General features: G+C 73.1%; 14 protein-coding genes. 7 read left to right on the top strand and 7 right to left on the bottom strand.

Features of this window, described 5'->3' with window-relative positions:
* Nucleotides 1-12: 12 nt before the first annotated feature.
* From CKY47_RS34435 to CKY47_RS34420, 4 genes are all read right to left on the bottom strand, one after another.
* Nucleotides 13-1,560, bottom strand: a complete 1,548-nt coding sequence (locus tag CKY47_RS34435) for an alpha-amylase family protein (protein ID WP_306750554.1) — start codon at nt 1,558-1,560, stop codon at nt 13-15.
* On the bottom strand, nt 1,557-2,516 hold the full coding sequence (locus CKY47_RS34430; RefSeq protein WP_306750553.1) for a TIGR03885 family FMN-dependent LLM class oxidoreductase: 960 nt from the start codon (nt 2,514-2,516) through the stop codon (nt 1,557-1,559). Before CKY47_RS34430 ends, CKY47_RS34435 begins: the two co-directional genes overlap by 4 nt.
* A gap of 56 nt (nt 2,517-2,572) precedes the next feature.
* Complete coding sequence (locus tag CKY47_RS34425) at nt 2,573-3,994, bottom strand: amino acid adenylation domain-containing protein (protein WP_306750552.1); 1,422 nt, start codon at nt 3,992-3,994, stop codon at nt 2,573-2,575.
* A gap of 232 nt (nt 3,995-4,226) precedes the next feature.
* Complete coding sequence (locus CKY47_RS34420) at nt 4,227-4,733, bottom strand: FxsA family protein (RefSeq protein WP_306750551.1); 507 nt, start codon at nt 4,731-4,733, stop codon at nt 4,227-4,229.
* A gap of 107 nt (nt 4,734-4,840) precedes the next feature.
* On the opposite strand from CKY47_RS34420, the gene CKY47_RS34415 reads away from it, so the two are divergent.
* The 6 genes from CKY47_RS34415 to CKY47_RS34390 all read left to right on the top strand — a co-directional run bounded on the left by CKY47_RS34415 (nt 4,841) and on the right by CKY47_RS34390 (nt 13,587).
* Nucleotides 4,841-6,229, top strand: a complete 1,389-nt coding sequence (locus CKY47_RS34415; RefSeq protein ID WP_306750550.1) for a KamA family radical SAM protein — start codon at nt 4,841-4,843, stop codon at nt 6,227-6,229.
* Between the two features lie 535 nt (nt 6,230-6,764).
* The gene (locus tag CKY47_RS34410) at nt 6,765-7,976 is read left to right on the top strand and encodes a cytochrome P450 (protein WP_306750549.1); all 1,212 of its coding nucleotides are present in this window, start codon (nt 6,765-6,767) and stop codon (nt 7,974-7,976) included.
* 113 nt (nt 7,977-8,089) lie between these two features.
* The gene (locus tag CKY47_RS34405; protein WP_306750548.1) at nt 8,090-8,935 is read left to right on the top strand and encodes a carbohydrate kinase family protein; all 846 of its coding nucleotides are present in this window, start codon (nt 8,090-8,092) and stop codon (nt 8,933-8,935) included.
* Nucleotides 8,936-9,009: 74 nt separating this feature from the next.
* The gene (locus tag CKY47_RS34400) at nt 9,010-10,050 is read left to right on the top strand and encodes a LacI family DNA-binding transcriptional regulator (protein ID WP_306750547.1); all 1,041 of its coding nucleotides are present in this window, start codon (nt 9,010-9,012) and stop codon (nt 10,048-10,050) included.
* Nucleotides 10,047-11,054: a winged helix DNA-binding domain-containing protein gene (locus CKY47_RS34395; RefSeq protein ID WP_306750546.1), complete on the top strand. Its 1,008-nt coding sequence runs from the start codon at nt 10,047-10,049 to the stop codon at nt 11,052-11,054. The genes CKY47_RS34400 and CKY47_RS34395 overlap by 4 nt, the downstream gene beginning before the upstream one ends.
* A gap of 226 nt (nt 11,055-11,280) precedes the next feature.
* Nucleotides 11,281-13,587: a helix-turn-helix transcriptional regulator gene (locus CKY47_RS34390; RefSeq protein WP_306750545.1), complete on the top strand. Its 2,307-nt coding sequence runs from the start codon at nt 11,281-11,283 to the stop codon at nt 13,585-13,587.
* Here the strand turns inward: CKY47_RS34390 and CKY47_RS34385 are convergent.
* The 3 genes from CKY47_RS34385 to CKY47_RS34375 all read right to left on the bottom strand — a co-directional run bounded on the left by CKY47_RS34385 (nt 13,584) and on the right by CKY47_RS34375 (nt 15,840).
* Nucleotides 13,584-13,778 (bottom strand): hypothetical protein, encoded by a 195-nt coding sequence (locus CKY47_RS34385; protein ID WP_306750544.1) that lies wholly within the window; start codon nt 13,776-13,778, stop codon nt 13,584-13,586. The genes CKY47_RS34390 and CKY47_RS34385 overlap by 4 nt on opposite strands.
* 6 nt (nt 13,779-13,784) lie before the next feature.
* Nucleotides 13,785-15,026, bottom strand: a complete 1,242-nt coding sequence (locus CKY47_RS34380) for a cytochrome P450 (protein WP_306750543.1) — start codon at nt 15,024-15,026, stop codon at nt 13,785-13,787.
* Nucleotides 15,027-15,378: 352 nt separating this feature from the next.
* Complete coding sequence (locus tag CKY47_RS34375; RefSeq protein ID WP_306750542.1) at nt 15,379-15,840, bottom strand: MarR family winged helix-turn-helix transcriptional regulator; 462 nt, start codon at nt 15,838-15,840, stop codon at nt 15,379-15,381.
* A gap of 70 nt (nt 15,841-15,910) precedes the next feature.
* Between CKY47_RS34375 and CKY47_RS34370 the strand changes: the two genes are divergently transcribed.
* The gene (locus CKY47_RS34370; RefSeq protein ID WP_306750584.1) at nt 15,911-16,951 is read left to right on the top strand and encodes an LLM class flavin-dependent oxidoreductase; all 1,041 of its coding nucleotides are present in this window, start codon (nt 15,911-15,913) and stop codon (nt 16,949-16,951) included.
* The last annotated feature ends 32 nt before the right edge of the window (nt 16,952-16,983 follow it).

The following is a 16,983-nucleotide window of genomic DNA, read 5'->3' as shown; positions in this document are numbered from 1 at the left end:
CGGGCGGCCGGGTCAGTCGCCGGTCACCACGCGGAACCAGCGGCAGGCGTAGGGACCCAGCTCCACGTGCGCGGTGCCGTCCTTCACCGGCACCGTGCCGTCGACCAGCAGGTCCGTGAGGTCCCCCTCGAGCCTGTCCACGTCGATCGCGACGTCCCGGTCGGCGAGGTTGTGCACCGCCAGCACCGTGCCGCCGTCGATGTCGCAGCGGTGGGCCAGCACCGACGGCTCCGCCGTGTCGAGCACCTGGAAGTCGCCCCACGCCAGCTCGGGGCACTCCCGGTAGCGCTCCACCAGCAACTTGACCCACTCCAGCAGCGAGTCGGGGTCGCGGCGCTGCTCGACGGCCGAGTCCCACCACATGGGGGTGCGCACCGCCTCCCGCCCCGGCACCGACAGGTCCTCGACCATGCCGACCTCCTCGCCGTAGAACAGCACCGGCGTGCCCGGCAGCGAGAACAGCAGGCTGTAGACCATCTTCACGCGCGCGAGGTCACCGCCGAGCATCGACGGCAGCCGCCGGCGCAGACCGCGACCGTAGAGCTGCATGTCCTCGTCCGGGCCGAACGCGGCGAACACCTCCTGCCGCTCCGGCACCGTCAACTTGTCCAGCGTCAGCTCGTCGTGGTTGCGCACGAACGTCGCCCAGTGGCAGTCGCGCGGCGGCTCCGGCCGCTCCTTGAGCGCGTGCGCCAGCGGGCTCGCCTCCTGCCGCGCCAACGACAGGTACATCTGCTGCATGCCGATGAAGTCGAAGCACATGTGCAGCTCGTCGCCCACGCCGTCGTTGTCGCCGAAGAAGCGCATCGTCTCGGTGTAGGGCAGGTTCACCTCGCCCAGCAGCACCGCCTCGCCGTTGCGCCGCGACAGGAACGCCCGCAGGTCGGCCAGGTACTCGTGCGGGTCGGGCAGCGCCTCGACCGGCGCCTCCAGCAGGAACGGCACCGCGTCCACCCGGAACCCGGACAGCCCCAGCTCCATCCAGAACCCCATGACGCGCGCGATCTCGTCGCGCACCGCCGGGTTGGCCACGTTCAGGTCCGGCTGGTGCTTGTAGAACTTGTGCAGGTAGTACTTCTTCGCCTTGCGGTCGTAGGTCCACAGCGACGTCTCCTGGTCGGGGAACACCACGCCCTCGTCGCCGTCCGCGGGCTTCTCGTCCGCCCACACGTACCAGTCGTGCCGCGGGCTCTTCGGGTCCCGCGCCTGCTGGAACCACGGGTGCTGGTCCGAGGTGTGGTTGACCACCAGGTCCGCGATCACCCGCATGCCCCGGTCACGGGCCGTGCGCACGAACTCCGTGAAGTCGCCCAGCGTCCCCAGCCTCGGGTCCACGCCGTAGAAGTCGGTGATGTCGTAACCGTCGTCGCGGTCCGGCGTGGGGAAGAACGGCATCAACCACAGGCACGTCACACCCAGCCGGTGCAGGTGGTCGATCTTCTGCGTCAGGCCCCGGAAGTCGCCGTAGCCGTCACCGTCGGAGTCGTGGAAGGTCTCCACGTCCAGGCAGTACACGACGGCGTTCTTCCACCACAGGTCCGCGGTCCGCGTCAGCTTCACGACCGCACCGCCGGCAGCACGTGCTCGCCGAACGCGTCGAGGAACCGCCGCTGCTCCTGGCCCACGTGGTGCAGGTAGACCTCCTCGAAGCCCAGCTCCACGTACTCGCGCACCGTCTTCGCGTGCCACCCCAGGTCCGTGGAGATGTTCACCACCGACGCCACCTGCTCGACGGAGACGTGCTCGGAGACCACGTCGAAGGTCTCCGCCAGGTCCAGGTCCCAGCACACCGGCGGCGCGAACACGTTGCTGCGCCACTGCTCGTGCGCCACCGCGCGCGCCTCGTCCTCGTCCTCGGCCCAGCTCAGGTGCACCTGGAGGTGCAGCTTGCCCCGGCCACCCGCCTCCCGGTACGCGTCACGCACCTTCACCAGCTGCTCGACCGGCGCGTTCACCGTGATCAGGCCGTCCGCCCACTCCGCGCACCACGCCGCCGTCTCCGGGCTCACCGCCGCGCCGACCAGCAGCGGCGGCTCCTCCGGCAGCGTCCACACCCGCGCCCGGTCCACCGCCACCAACCCGTGGTGCGTGACCTCCTCGCCGCGCAGCAGCGCCCGGATCACCTCCACGCACTCGCGCAGCCTCGCGTTGCGCGTCGCCTTGTCCGGCCACACCTCACCGGTGATGTGCTCGTTGCTGGCCTCACCGCTGCCCAGCGCCGCCCAGAACCGCCCCGGGTACATCGCGCCCAGCGTGCCGATGGCCTGCGCGATGATCGCCGGGTGGTAGCGCTGCCCCGGCGCGTTGACCACGCCGAACGGCAGCGACGTCGCCTGGAGCGCGGCCCCCAGCCACGACCACGCGAACGCGCTCTGCCCCTGCCTGCTGCTCCACGGCGAGAAGTGGTCCGAACTCATCGCCGCGTCGAAACCGACCTCCTCGGCCCGCCGGACCGCGTCCAGCAGCACCGTCGGGTGTACTTGTTCGTGCGAGGCGTGCACGCCTATGACCGTCATGTCGTGTCACGTACCCAACGCCCGTTTCCGCGACACCCGTTCCGGGCCGCCGTCCCTCAGGCCAGCGTGTTCGGCACGTTCTTGTGCGGGCCGAAGTAGCCCACGTGCACCTTCCCCTGCTCCCGCGAGGCACGAAGTAGATCCGCGGCGCGAGCACACCCCCCGCCCTCGGCGATCTTGATGTGCATCTCCATGAACACCCCGCCGGCCTCGGCCACACCCGCGTCGACCGGGAAGACGCGCTTGTTCCGCAGCTTGTCCGACCTCTTGGCCGAATCGCTCTCGACCATCGCCAGCTTCTTCGGCGTCGCGGTCCACGCGTTCGCGTGCCCGGAGTTCGCGCACCACGTCCAGAACGAACCGGGGTCGCCCTCCTCCGCCAACGCCTCGCCGTAGGAGTACAGCGCCAGGAACGCGCGCCACGACGTCTGCCCCAGGCGCGCGACTTCGACCGCCCGGTCGAGCTGGTCCAGGTCCACCAGCGCACCGTCGGGGACGCACAGGTGCGCACCGAGCAGGCCCCTCGCCAACTCGGCGGCCTCGCCGGGCGAATCCGCGCTGTCCGGCCACTGCGCGCCCACCACCGCGGCCACCTCGTCCGGGTGCTCCGCCCGCAGCCGCTGCTCGACCAGCGCCGGCTTCCGCCGCGCGGTCGCCAACTCGATCCGCAGCCGGTTGTGCTCCCCCTCCAGGTGCGCGTGGTCCTCCAGCAGGTCCTGGTACCGCTGGTCCTGCGTCGCGAGACGGCCCCGCAGCTCGTCGTTCTCCTCCTCCGACATCTCCGGCAACGCCGCCGCGTCACCCGCCGCGTCCACGCGCGCCGAGTCCGGGAAACGGGCCGCCGGCTCGTAGCTCACCGGCGCGCGACGCGCGTTCGCCCGCAACGCGATCGCCCTGGTGATCACGACGCCCGCCGTCCCCCTCCGCTGGAGGAATCGGGCGGGCAGCGTGTAGCGGTGGCGCCACGGCTCGTCGACCGCCGGGTCCGTCCCCGAGAGGTAGACGCGGAACGCGCCGTCCCGCACCGCGTGGTCCGCACCGACCGCCGAGGCGAACGCCGCGACACCCGCCTCGTCCAGCACGCACACCGCGGCGAGCCCGGCCACCATCGCCGCCGCGCGGTCGACCACCTGCTCGAACCTCTCCCGCGCGGTCGTGTTCGGCGGCAGCCCCGCGTAGTGGAAGTCCGCCGGGAGCGGACTGACCGCCACCACCGGCAGGTCGCGGTCCAGGTCCGTCACCAGCTCCGCCAACTCGTCCGCCCCGGCCTCCCCGGTGTACGGCAACGGCGAACCCGACAGCGGCACGCGCCGCGGCCGGTCACCTTCGGCGAGCAGCGTCCGCACGAACCGCGGCGCGGCGATCGTGACGCCGTCGAGCGAGTCGTGCGTCACCGCGTCCACGTCGACCCACAGCCAGCCCTCGGCGTCCCCGCCCCGGCACCCGGGCACACCCAGCCGCGCACCCGGGTGATCCACTGCACGCCGTCGTCCCGGGACTCCACGAACGACAGCCGCAGCGCCGACGCGATACCCGCCCCGACCGCCGGGTCCGCCCTGTGCTCCACCTTCAGGCGCATCGCCCGTCCGCCGTGCGGCCGGCCTCCAGCAACTCGACGAGGCGGCCCCCGCTCTTCCCGTCGACCCAGTCCAACACCGTTCGCCGCGCGTCCTCCACGAGCAGGCTAGCGGCGCGAACACGCCCCACAGATCAGCGCAACTCGGGCCGCTCGCCGCGCACCTCGTCGGGCCGCACGTCCACCACGGCGCCGTCCACGACCCCGCCATCCACCACCGAGCCGTCCACCACCACGCCACCGGCCATCGGCGACCGCCCGTACCGCAGGTTGAGCACCAACTCCCGCTCCCGCGCCTCCGCCCGCCGCGCCATCCGCCGGCTGATCAACCGCCGCGTCGGCGGGAACAGCAGGAACAGGCCCACCACGTCGCTGACGAACCCCGGCACGACGATCAGGAACCCCGCCGCCGCGATCAGCGCCCCGTCCGCGACCTCCTGGTGCGGCGCCCGCCGCGTGCGCATCGCCTCCGAGAACGCCCCGATCGTCCGCGCGCCCTCCCGGCGCAGCAGCAGCGACCCCACCACCCCGCCCAGGAGCAGCAGCCCCAGCGTCGGCAGCAGTCCCCAGGCACCGAAGGCCGCCACCAGGGCGGTCACCTCGACGGCCAGGCCGATCAGCAGTACGGCGAACACGCGCATACCCGCCCAACGAACGAACCGCCCAAAACGCTCCCGGCCGCAATATTTACGTCCAACGGCCTGTCTGGCAGCATATCTTCACGCCACTCTACGGGTAGGGAGCATGGATGACTGCGCTGCACGAGGTCACGACCACGTCGGCCAGGGCTGACCTCCAGCCCTACACCTACGTCCGCCGCGAACTCGTCGAACCCGACTGGCGCCGCTTCCCCGGCTGGCGCGACGTCACCGACGCCCAGTGGCGCGACGCCCAGTGGCAACGCGCCAACTGCGTCAAGAACCCCAAGCAGCTCCGCACCGTCACCGGCGACCTGCTCACCGACCGGTTCTACGACGAACTCGCCGCCGACCAGCAGCACCTCGCCACCATGTCGATGCTGCTCCCACCCCAGATGCTCAACACGATGGCCCCCACCGCGGCCCTCGACCCCGACACCTTCACCGAGTCCTTCCTCGCCGACCCCGTCCGGCGCTACATGCTCCCCGTGCGCTCCGACCGCGACCCCGAGTGGCCCAGCCACCCCCACTCCACCCGCGACTCCCTCCACGAAGCCGAGATGTGGGTCGTCGAAGGACTCACCCACCGCTACCCCACCAAGGTCCTCGCCGAACTCGTCCCCACCTGCCCCCAGTACTGCGGCCACTGCACCCGCATGGACCTCGTCGGCAACTCCACCCCCCAGGTCCGGAAGCACAAGCTCGCCCTCAAACCGGTCGACCGCCAGGACCGCATGGTCGACTACCTCAAGAACACCCCCGGCGTGCGCGACGTCGTCGTCTCCGGCGGCGACGTCGCCAACGTCCCCTGGCCGCAACTCGAGAACTTCCTCATGCGGCTGCTCGACATCGACACCGTCCGCGACGTCCGCCTCGCCACCAAGGCCCTCGCCGGACTCCCCCAGCACTGGCTCCAGCCCAAGGTCGTCGAAGGCCTCGAACGCGTCGCCCGCACCGCCGCCCGCCGCGGCGTCAACCTCGCCATCCACACCCACGTCAACCACGCGCAGTCCGTCACCCCGCTCGTCGCCGAAGCCGCCCGCACCGCACTGGAGGTCGGCGTCCGCGACGTCCGCAACCAAGGCGTGCTCATGAAGGGCGTCAACGCCACCCCCGACGACCTGCTCGACCTGTGCTTCGCGCTCCAGGGCGAGGCGAACATCCTGCCGTACTACTTCTACATGTGCGACATGATCCCCAACGCCGAGCACTGGCGCGTCGCCGTCTGGGAAGCCCAGGAGCTCCAGCACGCCATCATGGGCTACCTGCCCGGCTACGCCACCCCGCGCATCGTGTGCGACGTGCCCTACGTCGGCAAGCGCTGGGTCCACCAGCTGCACGAGTACGACCGCGAACTGGGCATCTCCTACTGGACCAAGAACTACCGCACCGGCATCGAACTCGACGACCCCGAGGCCCTCGACCGCCGCTACCCGTACTACGACCCGATCTCCACCCTCGGCGAGACCGGACGCCGCTGGTGGTCCGACCAGGGCTGAGGCCTCGACCCGGGTGGTGCTCGACGTGCACCGCCCGGGTGAACCCACCGCCACACCCGGCGGGCAGGACCGGCGGTACTCCTCCACCGGGTACGGCCCGGACCACCGGGGGAGCACGTGCAGCTCCGGCGGCATGACGGCGTCCCACGCCGCGGCCAGGTCCCCGAACGCCGGGGCGGCGCGCTCGGACCCCCCCGTGCCCGCCAACACCACGACGTACGAGACCATGATCTCCGCCGCACGGTCGCCGCGGGCCACGACCGCCCCGTCGAGCAGTTCGAGCCCTCGCGACGACCGCCGAGCACCCCGTCGAGCCAGTTCCCCATGACGTGGTGATCGCGCAACGCCTCCTCTCCTGTCCCTGCGGTTTCGACCTGCCGTTTCCTGCTCCACCTACCCGGTGGAGCGTTGTTTTTAAGCAACACTGAAGTTATCGTGAGTATTGGCCACCGGTCCCTGATTCCATGCCGCCATGTGAGGGCATTTCGTGTTCACCCGTGGCCGGGCCGCGGCCGGCTCGGCCAGACTTGCGCCCATGACCGATTCCGCCGTGGCGCTGAAGTCCTACGACCTGTTCTCCCCCGAGGCGTTGGCCGATCCGACCCCCCTGCTGCACCGGATCCGCGCCGAGAGCCCGGTCAGCGTCATCCCCCAGCTCGACTCCTACCTCTTAACCCGGCACGCCGACATCCTGGCCGTGCTCAAGGACCGCACCCTCGTGCCGGCGAACATGGCCCAGTCGCTGTCCCAGTTCTCCCCCGAGGAGCAGGAGGAGCTGCTCCCCCTGCGGACGTCCATCGAACTGTGGATGGGCCACACGAACGAGGCCGACCACGTGCGGTTCCAGCAGCTGCTCAAGCGCTACTTCACCCCCGCCACGGTCAACGGCCTGCGCCCCCGCATCCGGGAGCTGACCCACGAACTGCTCGACGCCGTCGCCGAACAGGGCCGGATGGAGGTCGTGGCGGACCTGGCCTACCCGCTGCCCGCCAACGTCATCGCCGAGATGCTGGGCATGCCGACCGAGCACCGCGAGCAGCTCCAGGCGTGGTCGCGCGACATCCTCGCGGTCTTCCAGATCGCGGACGCCGACCGGCTGCGGCAGTCGCAGCGCAGCGTGCTGGAGATGCAGGAGTACGTCCGCGACCTGGTGCGGCAGCACCGCGAGGAACCGCGCGAGGACCTGATCAGCGTGTTCGTCGCCGCCGAGCGCGAAGGTGTCGTCACCGAGGACGAGATCGTCGCCAACTGCGTGCTGCTGCTGTTCGCGGGCCACGAGACGACCGCCACCCTGATCGCCAACGGCCTCAAGCTGCTGTTCGACAACCCCGACCAGTTCGCGAAGCTCAAGGCCGACCCGTCGCTCACGCCGAACGCCGTGGAGGAGATGCTGCGCTGCGACGGCCCGGCGAGCATGATCGTGCGCCAGAGCACCGAGCCGTTCGAGCTGGGCGGCGTCGAACTGCCCGCGAACAAGCGGTTCTACCTGGCGATGATGGCCGGCAACCGCGACCCGGAGGTCTTCCCCGACCCCGACCGCTTCGACATCACCCGCAAGCCCAACCGGCACACCGCGTTCGGCCTGGGCGCGTTCTACTGCCTCGGCGCCGCACTCGCCCGCACCGAAGCCGACGAGTGCTTCCGCATCCTGCTCGAACGCTGCCCGGACCTGCGGCTGGAGTCCGCGAACGTGGTCCCGAGCCCGCCGCTCAACCACCGCCTTGAGTCGCTGGAGGTCACCTTCTGACCGACCGGCCGCGCGTGATGCGCGACCGGTCGGGAACCGGCACCCGGGCGGGGCGATCGCTCCGCACGCCCATCCCCACGGCGGACGAGATCGCCGGGCCGCACAATGGCCCGGTGATCACGCACAGGGTGTTCGTCGCCGGCCCGGTCTCGTGGAACCGCCTGGTCGAGGTGGACCGCCTGCCGGAGCCGCGCCCGCAGACCGTGTTCGCCACGCGCCACTGGACGGCGGTCGGCGGCACGTCGGCGGGCAAGGCCCTCAACCTCGCCTCGCTGGGCGTGGACGTGGTGCTGCGCACCGTCGTCGGCGACGACGAGCCCGGCCGGGCGGTGCTGGCCGTGCTGGAGGACGCCGGGGTCGAGGTGATCGCGGAGGTCGTGGACCAGCCCACCGAGCAGCACCTGAACCTGATGGACCCGCGCGGTGGGCGGGTCTCGGTGTACCTGGAGCTGCCCGGGCTGAGCGAGCCCCGGCACGACGAGCGGGCGCTGGCCGCGCTCGCGGCGGCCGACGTGGCCGTGGTCGACCTCGCCGAGCACGCACGGCCGCTGCCGGCCGCGGTGCGCCGCGCCGGCGTGCCGCTGTGGACGGACCTGCACGGCTACGACGGCGCGCAGGAGTTCCACCGCGACTTCCTCGCCGCCGCCGACCACGTCTTCCTCAACGACGACGGGTTCGCCGACCACGACGCGCTGCTGGCGTTCCTCGGCACGACCGGCAAACCCACCGTGGCGACGCTCGGCCCGGACGGCGCGGTCGCCGTGGTCGACGGCGAGGTCCACCGCGTGCCCGCCGTGCCCGTCACCGAGGTCGTGGACACCAACGGCGCCGGCGACGCGTTCTTCTCCGGCTACCTGGTGGCCCACCTCGGCGGCGCGGACGTGCCCACCGCCCTGGCCGCCGGCGCGGAGCAGGCCGCGAGGACGCTGGGTTCACCCGGTCTCGCACCCGGGATGTGACCGGCGACTGTCAAGGACTTGCTGAAAGCCTTTGCAAGGTCTTTCCTCTGCGTACCGCGACGGAGAGGACGTACATGGACGGGGCGACCGCCCGGCTCAGCGACATCGCCGCGCAGGCCGGGGTCGGCGAGGCCACGGTCAGCCGGGTCTTCAACGGCAAGGCCGGCGTCTCGGCGACCACGCGGCAGGCCGTCGGGGCGGCCGTGGACCTGCTCGGCTACGAGCGGCCGCCCCGCCTGCGGCAGCGCAGCGCCGGGTCGATCGGGCTGATCACGCCCGAGCTGGGCAACCCGATCTTCCCCGCGCCGGCGCAGGTGGTGGAGCAGGTGCTCACCGGCGCCGGGTACACGCCGCTGCTGTGCACCCGGACGCCCGGCGGGTCCACCGGGGACCAGCTGACGGAGGTGCCGGTGGAGCGGGGCGTGGCCGGGATCGTGTTCGTCTCGGGGCTGCACGCCGACTCCACCGCCGACACCGGTCGGTCCACCAGGCTCGCCGGGCGCGGCATCCCGTTCGTCATGATCAACGGCTGCACCGAGGAGGTCGCGGCCCCCTTCATGTCGACCGACGACCGGGCCGCGCTGCGGTTGGCCGTGTCGCACCTGGTGGAGCCGGGGCACGAGCGCATCGGGCTCGCGGTCGGGCCGCGCCGGTTCACGCCGGTGCTGTGCAGGACCGAGGGGTTCGTGCGGGCCGTGCGCACGATCCTGCACCGCACGGCCGAGGAGGCCGAGGCCCTGGTCCAGCACTCGCTGTTCACCGTGGAGGGCGGGCAGTCGGCGGCCTCGGCGCTGCTGGACCAGGGGTGCACGGCCGTCGTGTGCGGCAGCGACCTGATGGCGTTCGGCGCGATCCGCGCGGCGCGGCGACGCGGGCTGTCCGTGCCGCGGGACGTGTCGGTGGTCGGCTTCGACGACTCGCCGCTGATCGTGTTCGCCGACCCGCCGCTGACCACGCCGCGCCGGTCCGTGGAGGCGATGGGCCGGGCCGCGGTGCACGCGCTGCCGGAGGGGATCGGCGGCACGCGGGGCGGCTCCCCGCCGTCCACGCACGCCGAGTTCGTGTTCCTGCCCGAACTGGTGGTGCGCGGGTCCACGGGCGCGGGGCCGAGGTGACCGCCGCGAGGACCAGGGCGCTGCGGATGCGGGCGCAGCGCCTGACGACCCCCGCCCGGTCGCTCGACGAGCTGCTGCGCGACGTGCTGGCCGTGCAGGCGCAGGACACCACCGCCGCCGGGCTGGCCGTGCGCGCCCGCACCACCGGCGTCGCACCGGCCGACCTGCGCGCGGCCCTCGCCGGCGGTGCCGTGGTGCGCACCTGCGCCATGCGCGGCGCCGTGCACCTGCTGCGTCGCGAGGACGCGGGCCCGCTCGTCGCGCTGCTCGGCCCGGTGAACGTGGCCCGCACCCGTCGCCGCAGGCTGGAGCTGGGGTTGGACGACGAGCTGTGCGCGCGGGCCCTCGACGGGCTGCGCGAGGTGCTCGTCGAACCCGTGCCCCGGCACGAGGTGGTCCGGAGGCTGGCCGAGGTCGGCGTGGTGCTCGACCCGACCACCGAGGCGCCCGCGTACCTGCTCGCCTACGCCGCGAACCGGGGCGTGGTGTGCGCGGGCGAGGGCACCTACCGCCTCGTCGGCGACGGTTCCGGGGACGGGTTCGGCGACGGGCGCGAGGGCCGCGACGCGCGGCACGGCGTGGCCGAGCTGGTCCGCCGCTACCTGCGCGCCCACGGCCCGGCCACGGTCGAGGACTTCACCGCCTGGAGCGGGCTGCCCGCCGCCGAGGCGGCCCGGGGGTTCCCCGTGGACGAGCTCGTCGAGGGCGAGCACGGCTGGCAGCTGCCGACCGCCGACGCGCCCGACCTCGACGGCGTGGTGCGCCTGCTCGGGCCGTTCGACACCTTCCTGCTCGGCTACCGCGACCGCGGCCTGCTGCTCGACCCGGCCGACGAGCCGTTCGTGCGGCCCGGTGGCGGCGGTCCCGTGCCGCACGTCGTGGTCGACGGCCGGGTGCGCGGCTCGTGGCGGCGGCGCGACGGGCGGATCGTGGTCGAGCAGTTCGGCCACATCCCGGTGTCCGAGCTGGACGCCGAGGTGGAGTCGGTGCTGGCCTGGGCCTGAGCGGGGGCCGGGGCGGCCACCACCGCCGTCCACCGTCGCGATCCCGCTCGCACCATCGCGCCACGTTGCACAAGGATGTGCAATCTTTGCAGGGCAAGGGTGGGATCGGGGCGGTGCGAACGGGCCGACCAGGGGTCGTCTCCACCAAGTCGTGCAAGGGTTCGCGGTGCGACCTGTTTCGCCGATCTCACGGGACGAGGACGCACGGGTGTCGTACGGTGTCCGGATGACCGAGCGGGGACCCGGGACCGGAGGCGTGCCGCGTGCGCTGAGCTCGTTCGTGGGGCGCAAGGACCTGCTCGCCGAGCTGCGCCGGAGGATCGGCACCGCACCGCTGATCACGCTCACCGGCGTGGGCGGCGGCGGCAAGACCCGCCTGGCGCTGGAGCTGGCCGCGCAGGTGCAGCGCGCCTACGACGACGGCGTGCGCGTGGTCGAGCTGGCGCCCGCGCGCGGCGGCGACCCGGAACTGCTGGCACAGGTCGTGCTCAGCGCGGTGGGCGTGCCGGACCAGGCGACGACCACCCCGCTGGAGACGCTGGTCGAGTACCTCGCACCGCGCCGGATGCTGCTGGTGCTGGACAACTGCGAGCACCTGGTCGAGCCGGTCGGGCACCTGGTGCGGGAGGTGCTCGGCGCGGCGCCCGGCGTGCGCGTGCTGACCACCAGCCGCGCCCGGCTGCGCGTGCCCGGCGAGGTGCTGGTGATGGTTCCGCCGCTGGACGTGCCCGCCGAGGACGCGCCCCTGGACCTGGCGCACGAGTCGGTGGCGCTGCTGGTGGACCGCGCCGCGGCGAGCGTGCCCGGCTGGCGGATCACCGAGGACAACTGGCCGCACGTCGTGCGCGTGCTGCGGCGGGTCGCGGGCATCCCGCTGGCCGTCGAGCAGGCCGTCGTGCGGATGCGGTCGATGCCGGTGGAGCTGCTGGCCGACCGGCTCGACGACGTGATGCGCGTGCTGACCGTGAACGACACGACGGCGGTCCCGCACCACCGGACCATGCGCGCGCTCATCGGCTGGAGCCACGACCAGTGCACGCCCGCCGAACGGCTGCTGTGGGCGAGGCTGTCGGTGTTCGAGGGCGGGTTCAGCCTGCCCGCGGCCGAGGCGGTGTGCGCCGGCGACGGGCTCGACGCCACCGAGGTCGCCGACGCGCTGGCCGGGCTGCTGGACAAGTCGATCGCCCTGCCGTCGGCCGACCGCAGCCGCTACCACCTGCTCGAACCGCTGCGGCAGCACGGCGCGGCCCGGCTGCGCGCCTCCGGGGAGGCCGCCGGGGTGCGGGAGCGCCACCGGCGGCACTTCCGCGGTGAGGCGGCCCGGCTGGCCGCCTCGTTCACCGGCCGCAACGAGGCGCTGCTGCTCGACGCGGTGGACCGCGACATGGCCAACCACCGGGTCGTGCTGGCCGACCTGATCGGCGACCCGGCGACCGCGCACGCGGGCCTCCAGATGAGCGTCGACCTGGCGCGCACCCGCTGGTACACCTACGCCGGTCGATTACCCGAGGAGCGGCTGTGGTTGGGCCGGGCCCTCGCCGCCGTGCCGCCGGCCGCGGACCCGCTGCGGGCCAGCGCCATCGCGTTGGACGCCTGGATCGCGCTCTGCCTGGGCGTGGAGCGCTCGCAGGTGGCCCGCCGCGTCGACGAGGCGACGGCCCTGGCCCGGGCGGTGGGCGTGCCGCTGCCGGCCGTGACGTTCGTGCGGGGCGCGTTCGCGGTGCTCGCGCTGGGCTCGGTCGCCGGCGCGGACCTGCTGAGGCAGGCGCACGCCGAGTTCGGCGACCTGGGCCCCGACTTCGCGGTGGACGAGCACCTCGCGCACATCATGCTCACCGTGTCCCTCGTCCTGCTGAGCCCCCGGGAACGGGCCGAACCGGCGGCCGAGGAGTTCTTCGCCTCCTGCGAGCGCCTCGGCGCGCCGTGGGGGCTGAGCTGGGCGCACTGGTGCCGGGGCGTGGTCGAGACCCGGTGGGGCGACCCGGAACGCGCGCTGGAGGTGCTGCGGGAGGGTCTGCGGGTGCAGCGCGCGATCCGCGACAAGTGGGGTCCGCTGTGGACGATCGAGGGCCTGGGCTGGGCGCACGCCAAGGCCGGCCAGGCGCAGGCGGCGGCCCGCATGCTCGGTCTGGCCCACGGGCTGCACCGGGTGACCGGCGTCCGCGTCGACGGCCTCGTGCCGTTCGCCGCGCACAGCGCCCGGGCCGTCCGACGCGCCCGCGCGGTGCTCGGCGACGACGCCTACGGGCGCGCGTACTCGTCACGGGCCGAGTCGGTCGAGAACGCCCTGGCCGCCGTGCTCGACGCCGACGACGAGGACGAGGTCCCGACCTCGCCGCGCCCCGCCGGCCTGACCCCGGCGGAGTGGAACGTGGCCCGGCTGGTCGGCGACGGCCTGTCCAACCCGGAGGTCGCGTCCCGCCTGGTCATCTCCCCCGCGACCGTCCACACCCACCTGACCCGCATCTACCGCAAGCTCGACATCGCCAACCGGCACCAGCTGATCACGCTGCTGGCGGGGAAGTCGGACTAGAGGGGCCGGGTCCAGGGGGTGGGGTCGGGGCGCACCCGGGCCAGGGCCACCACCCGGGTCAGGTGGGAGCCCCGCGACGCGGCGGGGTCGGCGGACCGCAGGCTCGACAGCACGGAGCGGTACCAGCCCATCACCTTGACCGCCGGCCTCGTGGGGACCTGGGAGTGCGGTTCGCGCAGTCGTACCGACATGTCGGGTCAGGGCTCCAGCCGCACGGGGATCGAGGCGAAGGTGTTCGGCACGACCTTGTCGTCGCGCACCAGTTCGGCCGCGTCGGCCGCGAGGCTCAGGCCGGGGTGGCGGGCGCGCAGGGCGGTGATGGCCGCCCTGACCTCGATCCGGGCCAGGTGGTGGCCCAGGCAGTAGTGGATGCCGTGGCCGAAGGAGGCGTGCCCCAGGGCGGCGTTGCCGGTGACCGGCACGCGGGTGGGGTCGAAGCGGGTCGCGGTGGGACCGTGCGTCAGCGGGTCGCGACCCGCGGTCCCCAGGTTGATCATCACGAGCGCGCCCTCGGGGAGCACGCCGCCCGGCACCTCGACGTCGGCGGTCACCCGGTAGTGCGGGGTGACGCGGGTCGGCGGGTCCCAGCGGGCGGCCTCCTCGACCACGGCGGCGACGGTGTCCGGGGTGAGGGCCTGCCACGCGCCGGGCAGGGCGAGCAGGGCGGCGACGGTGTTGCCGATGAGCGCGCCGGTGGTCTCGTGCCCCGCCACGACGAGCAGGATCGCGGTGGTGAGCAGTTCCTCCGGGGTCAGGCCCTCGCCGTCGACCCGGGCCTGGGTGAGGGCGCTGAGCAGGGCGTCGTCGGGCTCAGCGCGCTTGTACTCGATCAGGCCCGCGAGGTAGCCGAACATGGCGTCGGAGGCCGGGACGACCAGCTCGGGCCGCTCGGTCATCATCGCCGCGGTCCAGCGGTTGAGCTGGGCGCGGTCCTCCCCGGGGACGCCGAGCAGGTCGCAGATCACCGTCAGCGGCAGGGGGAACGCCAGGGCCTCGACCAGGTCGGCGTCCTGGGGCAGCGCCGCCACGAGGTCGTTCGCGGTCTTCTCCACGGCAGGGCGCAGCAGCTCGATCCGGCGCGGCGTGAACGCCTGCGAGACCAGGGCGCGCAGCTTGCGGTGGTGCGGCGGGTCGGTGTTGAGCATGGACGGGCCGATGATCCGCGACAGGTCCGTCGGCCTGCCCTTGGCGGCCAACTGCTGCTGCATCGCGCCGACCAGGCCTGCCGCGTCCTTGGACAGCCGCTCGTCGCCGAGCAGGGAGCGGGTGGCCTCCAGGCCCACGGTGGTGACCAGCACCTCCAGGCCGTTGGGCAGCTCGGCGGCGTGCGCCGGGCCGAGGCGGGCCAGCGCGTCCTCGTGCGCGTGGTGCTGCCAGCCGCGCAGCGGGCCGCCGACGAGGGCCTGTCGGTCCGGTGCGAACCCAGCGGTCAGCTGCACGTCTTCTCCTCGCGAACGGTGCCCACGCCGGCGTCGGGTCTTCCACGTGGGTGTCCACTGTCGCGACCTCGCCACCACGAGCGCATCCACCGGTATCCGTATCCCCGGCGGCGGGGGTACGGATGCGCCGGTCGTACACCTGCCCGCAGGGGATACGGAAGCGGATACGGAGGGTTGTCGATGCGGGCGCGCTCCCCCGCGGGCGATGCTGAAGGGTGTTCGGCTCCCCGACGGCCGAACGCGACCGGGCGGACGGGCGGTCCACCGCCGCCGACCGGTATCCCGGGGGGGCGGAGAGGGGCCGCACCACGCGCGGCCCCTTTTTCCGAGCCGTTCCGGACCGTCCCCGCGGTCAGGCGTCGTCGGCGATCCGGCCCAGGACGCGGTGGAACACCCGGTCGAGGACGTCGACCTCCTCGGCGGACAGACCGTCGAACAGGTAGCGGCGCACCGCCTCGACGTGCCCCGGCGCGGCGGCCTCGATCGCGGCCCGCCCCGCGGGGGTCAGCCGCACCATCGAGCCGCGGGCGTCCTCGGCGCACTCCTCGCGCACGACCAGCCCGCGCTTCTCCATCCGGCCGACCTGGTGCGACAGCCTGCTGCGCTCCCAGCCCACCAGGACGCCGAGTTCGCGGGAGCGCACCACGCCGTCCGCGGCCTCGGAGAGCGGCACGAGCAGCGAGTAGTCGGCGTCGGACAACCCCGAGTCGCGCACGAGCTGCCGTTCCAGCGCGCTGCGCAGCTCACGCTGCACGGCCAGGTACGCCTGCCACACCGCGGCCTCCCGTTCGCCCAGCCACCGTGGTTCGACCATCCACCCAAGCTAGCAAGATGTTGACGTGTCATCAATGACGCGCTAGCTTGTTGACGTGTCCACAAAAGGTATGCAGCTCGGGGTCTACAGCTTCGGCGACCGGCACCCCGACCCCGTCACGGGCGAGCAGGTCTCCGTCGCCGACGCGCTGGCCCAGAGCCTGGAGCGGATCAGGCTCGCCGACCAGCTGGGGCTCGGCTTCTACGGCCTGGGCGAGCACCACCTGCCGCAGTACTCGATCTCCAACCCCGGCACGGTGCTCGCCGCCGCCGCGGGCGTGACCGAGCGCATCACGCTCAGCAGCGCGGTCACCGTGCTCAGCACCGAGGACCCGGTGCGCGTCTACCAGCAGTTCACCACGCTCGACCAGCTCAGCCGGGGACGCGCGGAGCTGCTCGCGGGGCGGGGCTCGTTCACCGAGTCGTTCCCGCTGTTCGGCGCGAACCTGGAGGACTACGACGAGCTGTACGAGGAGAAGCTGGCGCTGCTGCTGCGCCTGGACCGGGAGGACCCGATCACCTGGTCGGGCAAGTTCCGCGCGCCGCTGGAGAACGCCCGCGTCCACCCGCGCCCCTACGGCGAGCACCTGCGGATCTCGGTGGGCACCGGCGGCAACCCGGAGTCCTCGATCCGCGCGGGCCTGCTCGGCCTGCCCGTGGTCTACGCGGTCATCGGCGGCGAGCCGGAGCGCTTCGCCCCGCTGGTCGACCTGTACCGGCGCGCGGGCGAGGCGGGCGGGCAGCGCCCCGAGGACCTGCACGTGACGATGAGCGCCATCGGCCTGATCGCCCGCAACTCGCAGGACGCCAAGAACGCGTTCTACCCGTACTGGCTGGAGACCATGAAGTACGGCGCGAAGGCGCGCGGCTGGTCGGTGCCCTCGCGGGCGGACTACGACGCGTGGACCGAGGGCGCGACGTCGATCTTCGCGGGCAGCCCGCAGGAGGTCGCGGAACGGCTGATCTCGGTGGGCGGCCTGGTCGACGCCGACCGGTACGCGATGCAGATGGACTGGGCCGGCGTGCCGCACAAGCTGGTCATGGAGGCGATCGAACTGCTCGGCACCGAGGTCAAGCCCCTGGTGGACGCCGCGCTCGGGTCGGGTCGCTAGGTCGCGCGGGCGCGGTGCCCGGCGCGATGTTG

It is taken from the genome of Saccharothrix longispora (genome assembly GCF_030852425.1).
GTDB classification, from domain to species: domain Bacteria; phylum Actinomycetota; class Actinomycetes; order Mycobacteriales; family Pseudonocardiaceae; genus Actinosynnema; species Actinosynnema longispora.
This window is presented reverse-complemented; position numbering and strand designations above follow the sequence as displayed.

Bases quoted from the DNA above. Each gene is read 5' to 3' on its own strand.
- CKY47_RS34430 (WP_306750553.1), bottom strand. From the start codon at position 2,516: ATGACGGTCATAGGCGTGCACGCCTCGCACGAACAAGTACACCCGACG.
- CKY47_RS34420 (WP_306750551.1), bottom strand. From the start codon at position 4,733: ATGCGCGTGTTCGCCGTACTGCTGATCGGCCTGGCCGTCGAGGTGACC.
- CKY47_RS34415 (WP_306750550.1), top strand. From the start codon at position 4,841: ATGACTGCGCTGCACGAGGTCACGACCACGTCGGCCAGGGCTGACCTC.
- CKY47_RS34410 (WP_306750549.1), top strand. From the start codon at position 6,765: ATGACCGATTCCGCCGTGGCGCTGAAGTCCTACGACCTGTTCTCCCCC.
- CKY47_RS34400 (WP_306750547.1), top strand. From the start codon at position 9,010: ATGGACGGGGCGACCGCCCGGCTCAGCGACATCGCCGCGCAGGCCGGG.
- CKY47_RS34390 (WP_306750545.1), top strand. From the start codon at position 11,281: ATGACCGAGCGGGGACCCGGGACCGGAGGCGTGCCGCGTGCGCTGAGC.
- CKY47_RS34385 (WP_306750544.1), bottom strand. From the start codon at position 13,778: ATGTCGGTACGACTGCGCGAACCGCACTCCCAGGTCCCCACGAGGCCG.
- CKY47_RS34375 (WP_306750542.1), bottom strand. From the start codon at position 15,840: ATGGTCGAACCACGGTGGCTGGGCGAACGGGAGGCCGCGGTGTGGCAG.
- CKY47_RS34370 (WP_306750584.1), top strand. From the start codon at position 15,911: ATGCAGCTCGGGGTCTACAGCTTCGGCGACCGGCACCCCGACCCCGTC.